The organism is Agrobacterium sp. 22-221-1, from assembly GCF_053522445.1.
Window position 1 is genome coordinate 428463 of the sequence record NZ_JBNWCL010000002.1, and the last position, 13391, is coordinate 441853.

12 protein-coding genes are annotated in these 13391 nt (G+C 61.8%); 9 read left to right on the forward strand and 3 right to left on the reverse strand.

Translation table 11 applies throughout. From position 1 onward, the window contains the following. The first annotated feature begins 11 nt into the window (after positions 1-11). From ACQZ5N_RS05415 to ACQZ5N_RS05450, 8 genes are all read left to right on the forward strand, one after another. A complete protein-coding gene (locus ACQZ5N_RS05415; protein ID WP_448732329.1) occupies positions 12-935 on the forward strand; it encodes a 2-hydroxyacid dehydrogenase in 924 nt (307 codons plus the stop codon). Between the two features lie 26 nt (positions 936-961). Continuing rightward, positions 962-1318 carry a cupin domain-containing protein gene (locus ACQZ5N_RS05420; protein ID WP_035264219.1) on the forward strand — a complete coding sequence of 119 codons (357 nt, stop codon included), beginning with the start codon at positions 962-964 and terminating at the stop codon, positions 1316-1318. After that, positions 1315-1770, forward strand: coding sequence for a GNAT family N-acetyltransferase (locus ACQZ5N_RS05425; protein WP_448732330.1), 456 nt, complete (start codon positions 1315-1317; stop codon positions 1768-1770). Before ACQZ5N_RS05420 ends, ACQZ5N_RS05425 begins: the two co-directional genes overlap by 4 nt. Before the next feature lie 128 nt (positions 1771-1898). Continuing rightward, positions 1899-3941, forward strand: a complete 2043-nt coding sequence (locus tag ACQZ5N_RS05430) for a hydantoinase/oxoprolinase family protein (protein WP_448732331.1) — start codon at positions 1899-1901, stop codon at positions 3939-3941. Between the two features lie 3 nt (positions 3942-3944). Further along, entirely contained in the window at positions 3945-5912 is a 1968-nt protein-coding gene (locus ACQZ5N_RS05435; RefSeq protein ID WP_448732332.1) for a hydantoinase B/oxoprolinase family protein, read from the forward strand. A 141-nt stretch (positions 5913-6053) separates the two neighbouring features. Continuing rightward, complete coding sequence (locus ACQZ5N_RS05440; protein WP_448732333.1) at positions 6054-7517, forward strand: aldehyde dehydrogenase family protein; 1464 nt, start codon at positions 6054-6056, stop codon at positions 7515-7517. Between the two features lie 13 nt (positions 7518-7530). Beyond that, positions 7531-8574 carry a tartrate dehydrogenase gene (locus ACQZ5N_RS05445; protein WP_448732334.1) on the forward strand — a complete coding sequence of 348 codons (1044 nt, stop codon included), beginning with the start codon at positions 7531-7533 and terminating at the stop codon, positions 8572-8574. A gap of 15 nt (positions 8575-8589) precedes the next feature. Continuing rightward, the gene (locus ACQZ5N_RS05450) at positions 8590-10047 is read left to right on the forward strand and encodes an NAD-dependent succinate-semialdehyde dehydrogenase (RefSeq protein WP_448732335.1); all 1458 of its coding nucleotides are present in this window, start codon (positions 8590-8592) and stop codon (positions 10045-10047) included. 225 nt (positions 10048-10272) lie between these two features. Here ACQZ5N_RS05450 and ACQZ5N_RS05455 read toward each other — a convergent pair whose 3' ends face one another. The 3 genes from ACQZ5N_RS05455 to ACQZ5N_RS05465 are packed head-to-tail and all read right to left on the reverse strand — an operon-like array spanning position 10273 to position 12589. Then, a complete protein-coding gene (locus tag ACQZ5N_RS05455) occupies positions 10273-11547 on the reverse strand; it encodes an NAD(P)/FAD-dependent oxidoreductase (RefSeq protein ID WP_448732336.1) in 1275 nt (424 codons plus the stop codon). 15 nt (positions 11548-11562) lie between these two features. After that, positions 11563-12231 carry a haloacid dehalogenase type II gene (locus ACQZ5N_RS05460; RefSeq protein ID WP_035221404.1) on the reverse strand — a complete coding sequence of 223 codons (669 nt, stop codon included), beginning with the start codon at positions 12229-12231 and terminating at the stop codon, positions 11563-11565. Positions 12232-12238: 7 nt separating this feature from the next. After that, positions 12239-12589 carry a hypothetical protein gene (locus ACQZ5N_RS05465; RefSeq protein ID WP_137004789.1) on the reverse strand — a complete coding sequence of 117 codons (351 nt, stop codon included), beginning with the start codon at positions 12587-12589 and terminating at the stop codon, positions 12239-12241. On the opposite strand from ACQZ5N_RS05465, the gene ACQZ5N_RS05470 reads away from it, so the two are divergent. Beyond that, on the forward strand, positions 12554-13390 hold the full coding sequence (locus ACQZ5N_RS05470; protein WP_448732337.1) for a GNAT family N-acetyltransferase: 837 nt from the start codon (positions 12554-12556) through the stop codon (positions 13388-13390). The two genes, ACQZ5N_RS05465 and ACQZ5N_RS05470, sit on opposite strands and share 36 nt — an antisense overlap. Position 13391 lies beyond the last annotated feature (1 nt).

Genomic DNA, 13391 nt, shown 5'->3' on the forward strand with positions numbered 1-13391 from the left:
ACGGATTTCAGATGACTTTCTTCTTCAATTCCGACGCGAAGCGCGGCGAGATTTTCCGGCAGGCTCTGGCCCGCGAGCTGCCGGAACTGCCCTTTTCGATGAATGCCGAAAGCGTCGATCCGAATGCGGTTCGATACCTCATCACCTGGACCGTGCCTGATGATATCGGCCGCTACCGCAATCTCGAAATCCTGTTTTCCATCGGTGCGGGCGTCGATCAATTTCACATCGACACCGTCCCTGCGCATGTAAAAGTCGTGCGCATGGTGGATGAAGGCATCATCCGCATGATGCAGGAATATGTGAGCCTCGGCGTGCTGGCGCTTCACCGCAACCTGCCGGTCTATTTGAAACAGCAGCGCCAGCAACTCTGGAAGGCCCTGCCGCAGCGTCAGGCGGAAGAGTGCCGGGTGGGCGTTCTCGGCCTCGGCATGCTGGGCGTTGCGGCGCTGGAACGGCTGAAACCCTTCGGTTTTCCGCTTTCCGGCTGGAGCCGTTCACCGCGCGAGATCGATGGCGTGACCTGCCATCATGGCGAAGCCGGATTGTCCACGATCCTTTCGACCAGCGATATTCTCGTTTGCCTTCTGCCGCTGACCGACGAAACGACGGGACTTCTGAATGGCGAACGCCTGGGGATGCTTCCCGAGGGTGCGGGGTTGGTTCACGCCGGGCGTGGCAAACAGCTCGACCACGACGCCCTCATCGATGCGCTGGACAGCGGCAGGCTTTCGGGCGCTGTGATCGACGTCACCGATCCGGAACCGCTTCCGGAAGACCATGCCTTCTGGACGCATCCTAAAATTCTCCTGACGCCGCACATCGCCAGCGTCACCCAGCCGCATTCGGCAGCACGCACCGTTGTCGAGAACATCAAACGATACCAGTCCGGCCTCGAGCCGCTCGGCCTCGTCGACCGCAATCGCGGATATTGATCATCCCGTTCCAGGAAAGGACACCCATGCCGCTTCTCAAGACCATCGACACGCACCCCGCCTTCGAACCGAAAGCCTCCAAGGCCCTGCCGGAACGTCTCATTTCCGGCGATCCGTCCTTCAAGACCTGGCCGCTGGACGAAGCCCGCAACGGCACCGTCCACACCGGCATCTGGGAAGCGACGCCGGGCGAAAGCCGTTCGATCAAGGGCGAGACCTTCGAATTCTGCCATATTCTCGAAGGCGTCATCGAAATCACGCCGGAAGGCGGCGAACCGCTGCGTTATACGGCTGGCGACAGCTTCGTCATGAAGCCTGGCTTCGTCGGGGTATGGAAAACCATTGAAACCGTCCGCAAGATCTATGTTACGGTGAACGGATGAACTGGGAACCGGCCATTTTCGAAATCACCCGCGACGGCTATGTGCTGAGCACCGATCCGGCACGGGTGGATTTCGATCTGGTCCATGGTTTTCTCGCCCGCGATTCCTACTGGGCGCAGGGAATGACCGCCGACCGGCTGAAGCGGGCGCTTTCGCATTCGCTGCCCGTCGGCGTTTACGCCCCTGACGGCTCCATGGCCGCCTTCGCCCGTCTGGTGACGGACTACGCCGTCTTCGGCTATTTGCGCGATGTCTTCACGGTGGAGGATCATCGCGGTCGCGGCCTTGCGTCCTGGATCGCCACCGAGATACGCAAACACCCGGAGCTTTCGACGGTATCGAGCTGGATGCTGGCGACCCGCGACGCCCATGCCGTTTACGAAAAGGCCGGCTATCGCGCAGCGCCGCATCCCGAATATTACATGACGGTGCCGAAACCCGGCGAGGGTTGAACAATCCTCCCTATGGGCCACCCCGGCCATTCTCATAACCTGGGGCTATGACCCTTACCCCATAAATGCTTGGCCCTTTTCCGGTCCCGATGACAGCATCGTCCGCACTGGAAAAGGAGACGGAAGAGATGGGATATCGCATTGGCGTCGATGTTGGCGGGTCGTTTACGGATTTTGCCGTGTTCGACGATGGGACCGGCTCGCTTTCCACCCTGAAGGTGTTTTCCCGCCCCGACGCGCCCGGAGAAGAAATCCTTCTCGCGCTCGATACGCTGAAAAAGCGCGACGGCATCGAAGCTAAGGACGTCTCCTACTTCACCCATGGAACCACCGTCGGCGTCAACACCGTGATCCAGCGCAACGGCCAGAACGTCGCGCTGTTCACCACCGAAAATTTCGAGGACGTGCTGGGCGTTGCACGCCTTAAAATTCCGCAGATCCACAATCTCTATTCCGTGCGGCCGGAACCGCTCATCCCGCGTGAACGGGTTTTCGGCATAGCCGAGCGCATGCTGGCGACCGGCGAGGTAAAGCTCGCCCCGAACGAAGAGAATGTGGCACAGGCTGTCGCCGGCGCACTTGCCACCGGTTGCGACGGTATCGTGCTCGCCTTCCTGCATTCCTACCGCAACCCCGAAAACGAACTTGCCGTGAAGGCAATGATCGAACGCATCGCGCCGCAATTGCCGGTGGTCTCTTCTGCCGAGACATGGCCGATCATCCGCGAGTATGAGCGCACCGTCACCGCCGTCATCAGCGGTTATGTCCAGCCGCGCGTCGCACATTACCTCGACCGTTTCGAAACGGTGCTGCGCGGGCAAGGCATTGCCTGCCCGCTGCTCATCACCAAGACCAATGGCGGTGTCATGGGCATCGATCAGGCGCGGCGGGAATGTGTGCAGATGATCCTCTCGGGCACCGCTTCCGGCGTCATCGGCGCGGGCTATCTGGCAAAGGCCAGCGGCTTTGAGCGGGTGATGAGCCTCGACATCGGCGGCACCAGTGCCGATGTGGCCGTTATCCTTGATGGCGAGGCCCAATATGGGGTCGGCGAGCTGATCGGCGATTTCCAGATTCATGTCCCCTCCGTTTCGGTCAGCTCCGTCGGCCAGGGCGGCGGCTCGGTCGCATGGGTCGACAGCCTCGGCCTGTTGCAGGTCGGGCCTGAAAGTGCCGGCTCGACGCCGGGACCCGCCTGTTACGGACGTGGCGGCGACCGCCCGACGATCACGGACGCCATGGCGGCCGCCAATCTCATCGGCCATATGCCGCTCGGTTATGGCGCGGTGACCGTCGATCACGCCGCGTCGCGCGCCGCGCTCTCGCCGCTCGCCGAAAAGCTCGGCCTTTCCGTCGAGGCGCTCGCCGGCAACATCGTCGATATCGCCGTCTCCGGCATGTATGCGGAGGTGAACGCCCTCACCTCCCGTTTCGCCATCGACCCGCGCGAATTTCACCTCTTCGCTTTCGGCGGCGCCGGCGCGATGCTCGCCTGCTTCCTCGCCCGCGAACTGGACATGAAAGGTGTGGTGGTGCCGCCCACCCCGGGCGTCGTTTCCGCGCTCGGCGGCCTGATTGCCGATCTGAAGAACGATTTCATCCGCACCACCTATTGCGATGTGAACGACGGGGAGGTCTCCGATCTCGCCCCCCTTCTCGCCGAAATGCAGGAAACCGGCCGCAACTGGCTGAAGGAACAGGGTTTTAACGGCGATTGCGAGATGCGGCTTTCCGCCGACATGCGCTATCGCGGCCAATCCTACGAAATCGAGACCACGCTCCAGCCGGAATGGCTGGGCAGCGGCGACGCCGGCGCGATCAACAGGGCTTTCCATGAGGAACATGCCCGCCTCTACGGTCATTCCGATGAACGGGCGGCGGTGCAGATGGTCAATCTCAGGCTTGTCGTCTCCGGGAAAACACCGAAGCCGCCGCTTCGCGAGACAGGCGCGGCCACTAGCCCCGCAACGCCGCGCTTTCACACGAAAGGCTGGTTTGGCGGCATGGAACACGACATGGCGATCTATCACCGCGACGATCTGGCGAGCGGTCACGATTTCGACGGCCCCGCCATCGTCATTCAGGACGATACCACCACCGTGGTGCCGCCCGGCTTTACGGTCCATGTGGACCGTTTCGGCAATCTCGTCATTACCAAGCGGGAGTTTTGACCCATGACCATCGATCGCCGCAATCTCAAGGTGCTCGCCAATTTCTGCTCGGCCGCCGCCGATGCCATGGCCTTTACGCTGATGCGCACCGCCCATTCCGCCTTCGTCAAGGAAACCGAGGATTTTTCCTGTCAGGTGGTGACGCGTGAGGGGCTGGCCTTCGCCAATCCCCGGCAATTCGGCGCGCCCTGGTATAGCGGCATCGATTACGCGCCGCTGCTTTCCATGTTCGATGAGTATGAAGAGGGCGATATCTGCATCACCAACGATCCCTATAGCGGTTTCGTCGCCACTCACTCTCCAGATATCCACATCTGGAAACCGGTCTTCCATGAGGGCAAAATTGCCTGTTTCGTGGTCGGGCACATCCACAATACCGATGTCGGCGGCGCGGTTCCCGCCTCATTGTCCCGCTCGCTTTCCGAAATCGAGCAGGAAGGCCTGCGCATTCCGCCGGTCAAGCTCGTTCGCAAAGGCAGGCTCGATCCCTTCATCATCGACATGATGAAGGCCAATGTCCGCATGCCGGAACAGAATATCGGCGACCTCCACGCCCAGATCGCCTCCGTCAATATCGGCGAACGCAAGATGCAGGAGATCATCGCCCGCTTCGGCTTTGACGATTTTCTGGACGGTGTGCGCCAGATTTTCGACTATGCGGAAGAGCAGACCCGGCAAATCCTCACCCGGGTGCCCGATGGCGACTATTTCTTTGCCGATTATGCCGATGAGGATTCCGTCGGCGGCCGGCCATGCCGCGTGGCGCTGACGCTGAAAATCCGCGGCGGCGAAGCCATCCTCGATTACACCGGCAGCGACCCGCAGCTCGGCTCGTCGCTGAACATGCCGACCGGCGGCCGCGAGCGGCATTCACTCGTCATGGTCGGCCTGACCTATGTGCTTTATACGCTCGATAACAGCCTGCTCCTGAATGCCGGCACGCTACGCCCGGCGCGGGCCGTGCTGCCGGAAGGCACGATCGTCAATTGCCAGCGCCCGGCCGCCGTCGGCATGCGTTCGCTGACCTGCGCCATGACCCAGATCGTCACCATCGGCGCTTTTGCAAAGGCGCTGCCGGAGCTTATTCCCGCCGCCTCACCCGGCGGAAACGCGATCATGAACATCAAGACCAGCGACAGGAACGGCCGCCCGGTCATGGCCTCCATAGGCCCGGTTGGCGGCGGCGGCGGCGGCACGCCCTTCTGCGACGGCAGCGACGGCGCGGGCGGCGCCACCGGTTTTCTGCGCAACACGCCGATTGAAATCAGCGAAGCGGAAGTACCAATCCTTTTCCGCCGTTATGGGCTGCAACGCGACACCGGCGGGGCGGGCCGTTTTCGCGGCGGGCTTTCGGCTGTCATGGAGTTTGAAATATCGTCACCGGAAACGGTGGTCACAGCCCGCAACCGCAACCGTTCGGTGATGGCGAGCTGGGGTGTCAATGGCGCAGGTCCGGGGCTGATTTCCCGCTTCCTCCGCAATCCCGATACCGAGGGCGAAATCTCGCTCGGCAATACCGATATCGTTCATTGCGGTCCGGGCGATGTCATTCGTGTCATAGGGCCGGGAGCCGGCGGTTACGGCGACCCCTTCACGCGCCCGCCGCAGGCCGTGCTGCGCGATGTGCGGCGTGGTGCGGTCTCGGCAGAAAATGCTGCAAGACACTATGGGGTGGCGCTCATCGGTGACGAGATCGATGAGGAGGCGACGGCTGCCCTGCGCGCCGCGCCGCGCCGGAAGACGGACGATATCATCAGCTACGGACCGGAGCGGCTCGCCTTCGAGGCGGTCTGGACCCCGGAACGTTATGATCTTCTGACACAATTCCTGCAAAAATCGCCCGTGGGATGGCGCTTCTTCCTGAAACACCGGGTGTTTGAAGCGGTCGAAAACGAGGGCGATGATCCCCGCCCCCTTAGCGAGCGGATGGCGGGGATTTTCGACCGGATAAGCGCCCGCTACGGCGTTTGACCTGCGGCATATACCGGCCGCCGAAGATTGCGCTGTCTGCCGGTGGCAAAACAGGATTTTCATTCACCGCCCGCGCCGCAGTCGGTCGATGCTGCTTGCCATCAGGGATTAGCGTTGGGGCATATCCAAAGAGGATTCCACATGACGCTCAGCTTCGATCCAGACAGCTTATCCCTGCCGATCGGCCACTTCATCGGCGACCGGCTGGTTCCGGCGGCAAACGGCATCGACATGCACCGCCCTTCGGACGGCATCGAATATGCCGGCTGCCCCAAGGCGGATGCGGCGCTGGTCGATGAGGCTGTGCAGACTGCCAAGGCCGCGTTGAAGAGCAGCAACTGGGGCGGCGTACGCCCGCGCGAGCGCACAAAGGTCTTGCAGCGCTGGGCCGACCTGATCGAACAGGAAGCCGAGACGCTGGCGAAAATCGAGGCTCTCTCTTCGACGCGGCCGGTAGGCCAGCTGATCGCCGGCGATATCGCCGTCACCGCCGAACAGATCCGCTTCTTCGCCGAGTTTGCCGACAAGGAAGGCGGCGATCTGGTGCCGACCGACGATGCAAGCCTCGGCATGATCATGACCGAACCCTATGGCGTCGTCGGCGCCATCACGCCGTGGAATTTCCCCGTCTCCATGGCCGGCTGGAAGCTCGGCCCGGCGCTCGCGGCAGGCAACGCCGTGGTGTTGAAACCATCGGAAATGACGCCCTTCTCCAGCATCTTCATGGCGCAGCTGGCGATCAAGGCCGGATTGCCGGCAGGTCTCATCAACATCGTGCTGGGCGACGGGCCCGTGACCGGCAATGCCATCACCGGCCATCCCGAAATTTCGAAGGTCAGCTTCACCGGCTCCACCGCCGCGGGCGCCGCCATCATGGCCAACATTGCCCGCACCGGCATCAAGCCCATGACGCTGGAACTCGGCGGCAAGAGTCCGCAAATCGTCTTCGCCGATGCCGATATCGAGAAGGCGGCAGCGGCCATCGCCAGCAATATCCTCTCCAATGCCGGGCAGGCCTGTGTGGCGGGCTCGCGCATCATCGTCGAGGAAAGTGCGGCGGATGCCCTTTCCACTGCCATCATCGCCCGCATGAAGGCAGTGAAGCCCGGCCCGACCTGGGACGAGACGACGCAATATTCGCCGATCATCTCCGAGGTGCAGCGCAAGCGCATCGACGGCATCGTGCAGGCGGCGGTCGCCCATGGCGGCGAATGCCTGACGGGCGGCGCGATCATGGACGGTCCCGGCTATTTCTATCAGCCGACGCTGATCGCCAATGTCGACCAGACCTCCCCTGCCGTCACCGAGGAAATCTTCGGGCCGGTGCTGACGCTGCAGACCTTCCGCACGGAAGAAGAGGCTCTGGCGCTTTCCGACCATCCGACCTACGGTCTGGCGGCGGGTCTTTTCAGCCGTGACGTCTCGCGCGTCATGCGCCTGTCGCGCGCCATCCAGGCGGGCACGATCTGGGTCAACCGTTATGGCCGCTCACGCGACCACATATTGCCGACCGGCGGTTACAAACGCTCCGGCATCGGCAAGGATCTTGGACGCGAGGCCTATCTCGCCAACCGCAAGAGCAAAAGCGTCCTTATCGGACTGTAACAGGGGAAATGTCTTGAAAACGCATCGCATCGCACTCATTCCCGGAGACGGCATCGGCAAAAGCGTGACGGACGCCGCATGGCAGGTGCTCAACGCCGCCGCTGAAAGCTCCGGTTTTGCGCTTGAAGGAACGGAATTCCCCTGGTCCTGCGCCTTCTACAAGGAAACCGGCGCGATGATGCCCAAGGACGGTATCGAAACACTGCGCGGCTTCGACGCCATTCTGCTCGGTGCAGTCGGCTGGCCGGCGGAAGTGCCGGACTCCGTCTCGCTGCACGGCCTGCTGCTGCCGATCCGCAAGGCCTTCGTGCAATATGCCAATATCCGCCCGCACCGGCTTCTGCCCGGCGTGCAGGGACCTTTGAAGGCCGATGGCTTCGACATTCTCTGCATCCGTGAAAACACGGAGGGTGAATATTCCGGCGCCGGTGGCCGCGTGCATCAGGGCACCGATGACGAAGTTGCCGTCGAAACCTCGATCTTCACCCGCAAGGGTGTGGAGCGCATCCTGCGCTTCGGCTTCGAACAGGCGCAGAAGCGTCGCGGCAAGCTCGCCTCCATCACCAAGTCCAATGCCCAGAAATATTCGATGGTGTTCTGGGACGAGGTGACCCACAAGCTCGCAGCCGAATATCCCGACGTCGAGGTTTCCAGCTATCACATCGACGCCATGGCGGCCCGCATGGTTATGGCCCCGGAAAGCCTCGATGTCGTCGTCGCCTCCAACCTCTTCGGCGATATTCTGACCGATCTCGGCGCAGCCATTCAGGGCGGCCTCGGTTTTGCCGCCTCCGCCAATATCAATCCTGACCGCAGCGCGCCTTCGATGTTCGAGCCGGTGCACGGTTCGGCCCCGGATATCGCCCATCTCGGCATCGCCAACCCCATCGCCGCCATCTGGTCCGGCGCGATGATGCTCGAGCATCTCGGTGAAAAAGACGCGGCCGTGCGTATCATGACGGCGCTGGAAACGGCGACCGGCCGGGGTATCGGCACGGTGCCGGGCAAGGACAAGACAGACGCCATCACCGCCGCAGTTCTTGCGGCGCTCGACTGATTTCGGAGAATTATGATGCAGGGCTTGAAGGACAAGGAACTCTTTCGCCAGACGGGCTTGATCGGCGGGGCGTGGAAGGCGGCGGCATCGGGCAAGGCGGTCGACGTGATCGACCCGGCGACGCAGGCGGTCATCGGCACCGTGCCGGATATGGGCGGCGCGGAAACCCGCGCGGCCATCGAAGCCGCCAACGCCGCCTTCGGGCCGTGGAAAAAGAAAACCCACGCGGAGCGCGCAGCGCTTCTGGAAAAATGGTTCGCGCTGATGATCGACAATGTCGACGATCTCGGCCTGATCCTGACCACCGAACAGGGCAAGCCTCTCGATGAAGCGAAGGGCGAAATTCGCTACGGCGCGTCCTTCGTCAAATGGTTCGCGGAAGAGGCTCGTCGTATCGGCGGCAGCACCATTCCTTCACCGACGCCGGATCGGCGTATCGTGGTGCTGAAAGAAGCAGTCGGCGTCTGCGGCATCATCACGCCCTGGAACTTTCCGAACGCCATGATCACCCGCAAGGTCGCGCCAGCACTTGCCGCCGGCTGCACTGTGGTCATCAAGCCTTCGGAATTCACGCCCTATTCGGCGCTGGCGCTCGGCGTGCTCGCCGAACGGGCCGGCATTCCCGCCGGCGTCATCAACATCGTCACCGGCATGCCGACGGAAATCGGCAATGAAATCATGGCCAACGAGACGGTTCGGAAAATTTCTTTCACCGGCTCCACCCGTGTCGGTTCGCTTTTGATGCGCGGCGCTGCCGACAGCGTCAAGCGCCTGTCGCTGGAACTGGGCGGCAATGCGCCCTTCATCGTGTTCGACGATGCCGATCTCGATCTCGCCATCGAAGGCGCTCTGGTTTCGAAATTCCGCAATGGCGGCCAGACCTGCGTTTGCGCCAACCGCATTCTCGTGCAGTCGAGCGTTTATGACGCCTTTGCGAAAAAACTGGCGGATCGCGTCGACGCCATGCGGGTCGGACCCGGAACCGAGGCAGGCGTTTCCATCGGCCCGATGATCAACGAGCCGGCCATCGCCAAGATCCGCGCCCATATCGATGACGCAGTCTCCAAGGGCGCGAAGATCATCACCAGGCCGCATGATCTGCCGGAAGGTCCGCAATATACCGCCCCCGTGGTGCTGACCGGCGCCACGACCGGGATGCGGCTGGCAAGCGAAGAAACCTTCGGACCGGTGGCACCGCTCTTCCGTTTCGAGACGGAAGAAGAAGCCATCGCCATCGCCAACGGCACGCCCTTCGGCCTCGCCGCCTATTTCTATACCGAAAGCCTGAAACGCGCATGGCGCGTGGGCGAGGCGCTGGAATTCGGCATGGTCGGCCTCAACACCGGTGCGATCTCCACCGAAGTCGCCCCCTTCGGCGGCGTCAAACAATCCGGCCTCGGCCGTGAGGGCGCACAGGTCGGCATCGAGGAATATCTGGAGATCAAGACGTTTCATATTGGCGGGCTTTCCTGAGCCCGCTTCCTTCTCCCCGCCTAAAGGGCCGCTCTGCGGCCCTTCTTTTTGTGTGGAGGCAATAAAAAAGCGGCCTGGAGGCCGCTGGGATATGGAGATGCCCCTCTCCTCCGTCATCCTCGGGCTTGACCCGAGGATCCATTCTTCGCGCGGCCGTGGATCCTCGGGTCAAGCCCGAGGATGACGTCGAGTGTGGAAGCGGCCTCTCAGCGTCGCCCCCGACTTCTACTGAATCTTGTCCAGCATCTTGTAATAGAAGCCCACCAGCGGCAGGAACCACGGCTTGCCGAAATGACCCGGCACCGCCGGCCATTCCAGTCCCTTCAGCGGGTTGTTGTCCGGCCGTCCGAGAATGGCGTCGGCCATGATCATGCCGAGATGGGTGGAAAGCTGCGCACCGTGGCCGGAATAGCCCATGGCGTACCAGACGCCGTCATGGAAACCAGCGCGCGGATAACGATCCTTGGTCATATCCACCAGACCGCCCCAGCAATAATCGATCGGCACATGCGAAAGCTGCGGGAAGATGCGATGCAGGCTTTCCGTCAGGATCGCACCGCTTTTGGCGTCCGAACGCTGGTCCGACGTGGCGGAAAAGCGTGCACGGCCGCCGAAGATCAGCCGGTTATCCGGCGCGAGCCGGAAATAATTGCCGATATTCATGGAGTTGACATAGGTGCGGTTGCCCGGAACCGAAGCCTGAACCTCCGCATCCGTCAGCGGCCGCGTGGCGATGATGAAACTGCCGACGGCGATGATGCGGCGACGGAAATAACCGAAGCCGGACGGCGTGTAAGCGCCGGTCGCCACCAGAACATTGTCGGCCGTCACCTTGCCGCGCGAGGTTTCCAGTTCATGGGTCCTGCCGTTCTGGATGTGCTTCGTCACCGCCGCATTTTCGAAAATCACCGCGCCATGACGGCTGGCGGCTTCGGCAAGGCCGGCCACATAGCGGCCCATATGCATCATCGCGCTCTTCTTCGAGAGCATGGCGCCATAAAAGGGCGAGCCGATCTCCGCCTTGAGATCGGCCGCGGAAAGAAGCGCCGTGTCGGGATCGACCTCGGCATGCAGCGCCTCGAAATTCTTCGCCAGACCTTCGAAATGCTGCGGTTTGGAGGCGAGCTTCAGCTTGCCCGAGCGGCGGAAGTTGCAATCGATGCCTTCCTCAGCGATCAGGCCCTCCAGCGTATCGATGGAGGAATCGAGCGCCCTGTAGAGGGCGATCGCGCGCTCCTTGCCAAGCTCGGCCTTGGCGGAGAGATAGGAATGGGCAAGACCATTGTTGAGATGTCCGCCATTGCGGCCGGAGGCGCCCCAGCCGACCCGCTCCCCTTCAAGAACGACCACCCGCGCGCCGGCCTTGGCCAGCTGGCGCGCGGCACCGAGACCGGTGAAACCTCCACCGATGACGGCGACATCGTAATGACCTTCGACGGGACCTTGCGCGGCACCTGAAAATTGCGGCGCGGTATCGTGCCAATAGGAGACGAACTTCATGGTCCCGACCTTTCCTTACAACCCAACCACGCCTGCCAGGCCGGAAATATCGGCGATTTCGACATAACCGTAATAGGGATTTGCGGGCTCGTGACCACGATTGACCCAGACCTTGTTCTTGATGCCGAGATCATGGGCCGACATCAGGTCGTAACGGAACGAGGAGGAAACATGCAGCATGTCTTCCGGACCGCAGCCCAGCATGTCGAACATATATTCGAAAGCCTTGAAGCGCGGCTTGTAGGCCTGCGCCTGCTCAGCCGTATAGACAGCGTGGAAGGGCGCACCGAGCTTTTCGACATTCGACATGATCTGCGAATTCATGGCGTTGGACAGGATGACGAGGGGAATTTCCTTCGCAACCTTGGCAAGGCCGGCCGGAACATCGGCATGCGGGCCCCAGGTCGGAACGCGCTCGTAAACGAAGGTGGCATCTTCATCCTTGAAGGCCACGCCATTGCGCTTGCAGCTGCGCGAAAGCGAATTGTGAACCACCTGGGCATAGGGCTTCCAGTCGCCCATGATCTCATCCAGACGATAGGCCGCAAAATTCTTGATGAACTGCTGCATCTGCGCTTCATCGAGACGATCGCCATAAAGATCGCGGGCGGCCTCTGCCATCTGGAAATTGATCAGCGTGCCGTAGCAATCGAAGGAGATGTATTTCGGGCGGAAGATGGTCATGTCGTCGTCATCCTTGCTTGGGGATCGGCCGTGCCGGAATGAATTGATCATAGAAAGCCTTTGCCCGGTCGACGCACCGCAATTGCCATTCGCGGAAGCAGATTGTTGCGTATGCAGCCGCCAGTTTGGCAGAGAGTTGCGTCGAGGCAAACCGGAAGCCGCCGCCGGTCCCCGGTTTACGGCCGGGTGCGGACAAGATGCGGCATAAGATGCGGCGGCGGATAAAAGCAACAGCGAAACATATCGAACCTTCCCATTTGTCGGGACAATCTTCTTTCGGCATCGGTCTATCAATGAATAAGCAGAAAAACGGAGTTCCGGCATGCAGGCGAGCCTGATCGATATCCAAACGTTTCAACCGGACCACCTCGACGCGGCTGTTGAACTTTCCCGCCAGGCCGGCTGGCCGCACCGGAAAGAAGACTGGGCGCTGGTCCTTTCCCTGAGCAAGGGTTTCGTCGCCCTGGAAAACGGGCGTGTCGTCGGAACCGCCATGGCGACGATTCTCGGAGACACCTGCGCCACCGTCAATATGGTGATCGTGGACGAGAGCATGCGCGGCCGCGGCCTAGGACGCCAGCTGATGGGCGCGGCAATGGACGCAGCAGAAAATCGCGAGTGCCGTCTTGTAGCCACGGCCGACGGTCTGCCCCTTTATGAAAAACTGGGCTTCGCCGCCTGCGGCGAAGTGCTCCAGCATCAGGGCATTCCGGCCACGACCGACAGGCCGGAAGGTGTCACCTGGGCGGAAACCATTGATCCGGCCGAACTCGCCGCGCTCGATGCGCAGGCTTTCGGTGCGGATCGTACTGCCCTCTTTGCAGTACTTGCCGACAGGGCGCGTTTCGCACTCGTGCAGGACCAAGGGGTCATCAAGGGCTTTGCAGCACTTCGCGCCTTCGGGCGTGGCGAAGTCATCGGCCCGGTCGTCGCGGAAAATGCTGAAATCGCGAAAAATCTGATCGCATTCGTGTTTTCTGAACGTCCCGGCGCATTCCTTCGTGTGGACACCACAACCGATACGGGCCTTGCCCCCTGGCTTGCCGAACGCGGTCTTGGCCATGTCGGCGGCGGCATCGCCATGCGCCGGTCGAAAACCGAAATCCCCGCTGACAAAAAACTGAAAACATTCGCATTGACCAGCCAGGCGCTGGGCTGAA

Bases quoted from the DNA above. Each gene is read 5' to 3' on its own strand.
- ACQZ5N_RS05470 (WP_448732337.1), top strand. From the start codon at position 12,554: ATGCAGGCGAGCCTGATCGATATCCAAACGTTTCAACCGGACCACCTC.
- ACQZ5N_RS05440 (WP_448732333.1), top strand. From the start codon at position 6,054: ATGACGCTCAGCTTCGATCCAGACAGCTTATCCCTGCCGATCGGCCAC.
- ACQZ5N_RS05455 (WP_448732336.1), bottom strand. From the start codon at position 11,547: ATGAAGTTCGTCTCCTATTGGCACGATACCGCGCCGCAATTTTCAGGT.
- ACQZ5N_RS05435 (WP_448732332.1), top strand. From the start codon at position 3,945: ATGACCATCGATCGCCGCAATCTCAAGGTGCTCGCCAATTTCTGCTCG.
- ACQZ5N_RS05430 (WP_448732331.1), top strand. From the start codon at position 1,899: ATGGGATATCGCATTGGCGTCGATGTTGGCGGGTCGTTTACGGATTTT.
- ACQZ5N_RS05415 (WP_448732329.1), top strand. From the start codon at position 12: ATGACTTTCTTCTTCAATTCCGACGCGAAGCGCGGCGAGATTTTCCGG.
- ACQZ5N_RS05460 (WP_035221404.1), bottom strand. From the start codon at position 12,231: ATGACCATCTTCCGCCCGAAATACATCTCCTTCGATTGCTACGGCACG.
- ACQZ5N_RS05425 (WP_448732330.1), top strand. From the start codon at position 1,315: ATGAACTGGGAACCGGCCATTTTCGAAATCACCCGCGACGGCTATGTG.
- ACQZ5N_RS05420 (WP_035264219.1), top strand. From the start codon at position 962: ATGCCGCTTCTCAAGACCATCGACACGCACCCCGCCTTCGAACCGAAA.
- ACQZ5N_RS05450 (WP_448732335.1), top strand. From the start codon at position 8,590: ATGCAGGGCTTGAAGGACAAGGAACTCTTTCGCCAGACGGGCTTGATC.